The organism is Pseudomonas sp. BF-RE-21, from assembly GCF_019947305.1.
Lineage (GTDB): Bacteria > Pseudomonadota > Gammaproteobacteria > Pseudomonadales > Pseudomonadaceae > Aquipseudomonas > Aquipseudomonas migulae.
The window spans coordinates 1-3,345 of record NZ_JAGYGF010000109.1 but is presented as its reverse complement, the minus strand read 5'-3'; the positions used below and the strand labels follow the sequence as shown (position 1 = coordinate 3,345).

At 50.9% G+C, this 3,345-nt stretch carries 2 rRNA genes; both read left to right on the top strand.

Annotated features, from left to right (window positions below):
• The first annotated feature begins 158 nt into the window (after nt 1-158).
• Nucleotides 159-3,052, top strand: a 23S ribosomal RNA gene (locus KGB25_RS30335).
• A 147-nt stretch (nt 3,053-3,199) separates the two neighbouring features.
• A 5S ribosomal RNA gene (gene rrf, locus KGB25_RS30330) occupies nt 3,200-3,315 on the top strand.
• Nucleotides 3,316-3,345: the final 30 nt, after the last annotated feature.

Here is a 3,345-nt window from a genome sequence, read left to right as displayed (position 1 = left end):
CTAGATCGTTCTTTAAAAATTTGGGTATGTGATAGAAAGATAGACTGGATAGCACTTTCACTGGTGTTTATTCAGGCTAAGGTAAAATTTGTGAGTTTAATCGCGAATTTTCGGCGAATGTCGTCTTCACAGTATAACCAGATTGCTTGGGGTTATATGGTCAAGTGAAGAAGCGCATACGGTGGATGCCTTGGCAGTCAGAGGCGATGAAAGACGTGGTAGCCTGCGAAAAGCTTCGGGGAGTCGGCAAACAGACTTTGATCCGGAGATGTCTGAATGGGGGAACCCACCTAACATAAGTTAGGTATCTTAAGCTGAATACATAGGCTTAAGAAGCGAACCAGGGGAACTGAAACATCTAAGTACCCTGAGGAAAAGAAATCAACCGAGATTCCCTTAGTAGTGGCGAGCGAACGGGGACTAGCCCTTAAGTGGCTTTGAGATTAGCGGAACGCTCTGGAAAGTGCGGCCATAGTGGGTGATAGCCCTGTACGCGAAAATCTCTTAGTCATGAAATCGAGTAGGACGGAGCACGAGAAACTTTGTCTGAATATGGGGGGACCATCCTCCAAGGCTAAATACTACTGACTGACCGATAGTGAACTAGTACCGTGAGGGAAAGGCGAAAAGAACCCCGGAGAGGGGAGTGAAATAGATCCTGAAACCGTATGCGTACAAGCAGTGGGAGCCCACTTTGTTGGGTGACTGCGTACCTTTTGTATAATGGGTCAGCGACTTATTTTCAGTGGCGAGCTTAACCGAATAGGGGAGGCGTAGCGAAAGCGAGTCTTAATAGGGCGTCTAGTCGCTGGGAATAGACCCGAAACCGGGCGATCTATCCATGGGCAGGTTGAAGGTTGGGTAACACTAACTGGAGGACCGAACCGACTACCGTTGAAAAGTTAGCGGATGACCTGTGGATCGGAGTGAAAGGCTAATCAAGCTCGGAGATAGCTGGTTCTCCTCGAAAGCTATTTAGGTAGCGCCTCATGTATCACTGTAGGGGGTAGAGCACTGTTTCGGCTAGGGGGTCATCCCGACTTACCAAACCGATGCAAACTCCGAATACCTACAAGTGCCGAGCATGGGAGACACACGGCGGGTGCTAACGTCCGTCGTGAAAAGGGAAACAACCCAGACCGTCAGCTAAGGTCCCAAAGTTATGGTTAAGTGGGAAACGATGTGGGAAGGCTTAGACAGCTAGGAGGTTGGCTTAGAAGCAGCCACCCTTTAAAGAAAGCGTAATAGCTCACTAGTCGAGTCGGCCTGCGCGGAAGATGTAACGGGGCTCAAACCATACACCGAAGCTACGGGTATCATCTTCGGATGATGCGGTAGAGGAGCGTTCTGTAAGCCTGTGAAGGTGAGTTGAGAAGCTTGCTGGAGGTATCAGAAGTGCGAATGCTGACATGAGTAACGACAATGGGTGTGAAAAACACCCACGCCGAAAGACCAAGGTTTCCTGCGCAACGTTAATCGACGCAGGGTTAGTCGGTCCCTAAGGCGAGGCTGAAAAGCGTAGTCGATGGAAAACAGGTTAATATTCCTGTACTTCTGGTTATTGCGATGGAGGGACGGAGAAGGCTAGGCCAGCTTGGCGTTGGTTGTCCAAGTTTAAGGTGGTAGGCTGGAATCTTAGGTAAATCCGGGATTCTAAGGCCGAGAGCTGATGACGAGTGTTCTTTTAGAACACGAAGTGGTTGATGCCATGCTTCCAAGAAAAGCTTCTAAGCTTCAGGTAACCAGGAACCGTACCCCAAACCGACACAGGTGGTTGGGTAGAGAATACCAAGGCGCTTGAGAGAACTCGGGTGAAGGAACTAGGCAAAATGGCACCGTAACTTCGGGAGAAGGTGCGCCGGTGAGGGTGAAGGACTTGCTCCGTAAGCTCATGCCGGTCGAAGATACCAGGCCGCTGCGACTGTTTATTAAAAACACAGCACTCTGCAAACACGAAAGTGGACGTATAGGGTGTGACGCCTGCCCGGTGCCGGAAGGTTAATTGATGGGGTTAGCTAACGCGAAGCTCTTGATCGAAGCCCCGGTAAACGGCGGCCGTAACTATAACGGTCCTAAGGTAGCGAAATTCCTTGTCGGGTAAGTTCCGACCTGCACGAATGGCGTAACGATGGCGGCGCTGTCTCCACCCGAGACTCAGTGAAATTGAAATCGCTGTGAAGATGCAGTGTATCCGCGGCTAGACGGAAAGACCCCGTGAACCTTTACTATAGCTTTGCACTGGACTTTGAATTTGCTTGTGTAGGATAGGTGGGAGGCTTTGAAGCGTGGACGCCAGTTCGCGTGGAGCCATCCTTGAAATACCACCCTGGCAACTTTGAGGTTCTAACTCAGGTCCGTTATCCGGATCGAGGACAGTGTATGGTGGGTAGTTTGACTGGGGCGGTCTCCTCCTAAAGAGTAACGGAGGAGTACGAAGGTGCGCTCAGACCGGTCGGAAATCGGTCGTAGAGTATAAAGGCAAAAGCGCGCTTGACTGCGAGACAGACACGTCGAGCAGGTACGAAAGTAGGTCTTAGTGATCCGGTGGTTCTGTATGGAAGGGCCATCGCTCAACGGATAAAAGGTACTCCGGGGATAACAGGCTGATACCGCCCAAGAGTTCATATCGACGGCGGTGTTTGGCACCTCGATGTCGGCTCATCACATCCTGGGGCTGAAGCCGGTCCCAAGGGTATGGCTGTTCGCCATTTAAAGTGGTACGCGAGCTGGGTTTAGAACGTCGTGAGACAGTTCGGTCCCTATCTGCCGTGGACGTTTGAGATTTGAGAGGGGCTGCTCCTAGTACGAGAGGACCGGAGTGGACGAACCTCTGGTGTTCCGGTTGTCACGCCAGTGGCATTGCCGGGTAGCTATGTTCGGAATAGATAACCGCTGAAAGCATCTAAGCGGGAAACTAGCCTCAAGATGAGATCTCACTGGGACCTTGAGTCCCCTGAAGGGCCGTCGAAGACTACGACGTTGATAGGTTGGGTGTGTAAGCGCTGTGAGGCGTTGAGCTAACCAATACTAATTGCCCGTGAGGCTTGACCATATAACACCCAAGCAATTTGACTACTCGAAAGAGCATCAGATTGCGGTGTGTGAAGACGCAATGAACCGAAAGTTCGAGAAGCAAACACACAAACTATCGCATACCCAATTCGCTGGAACGTCGCAAGACGCGTCAGCTCAAGAATTTCTTGACGACCATAGAGCATTGGAACCACCTGATCCCATCCCGAACTCAGCAGTGAAACGATGCATCGCCGATGGTAGTGTGGGGTTTCCCCATGTGAGAGTAGGTCATCGTCAAGATTAAATTCCGAAACCCCAATTGCGAAAGCA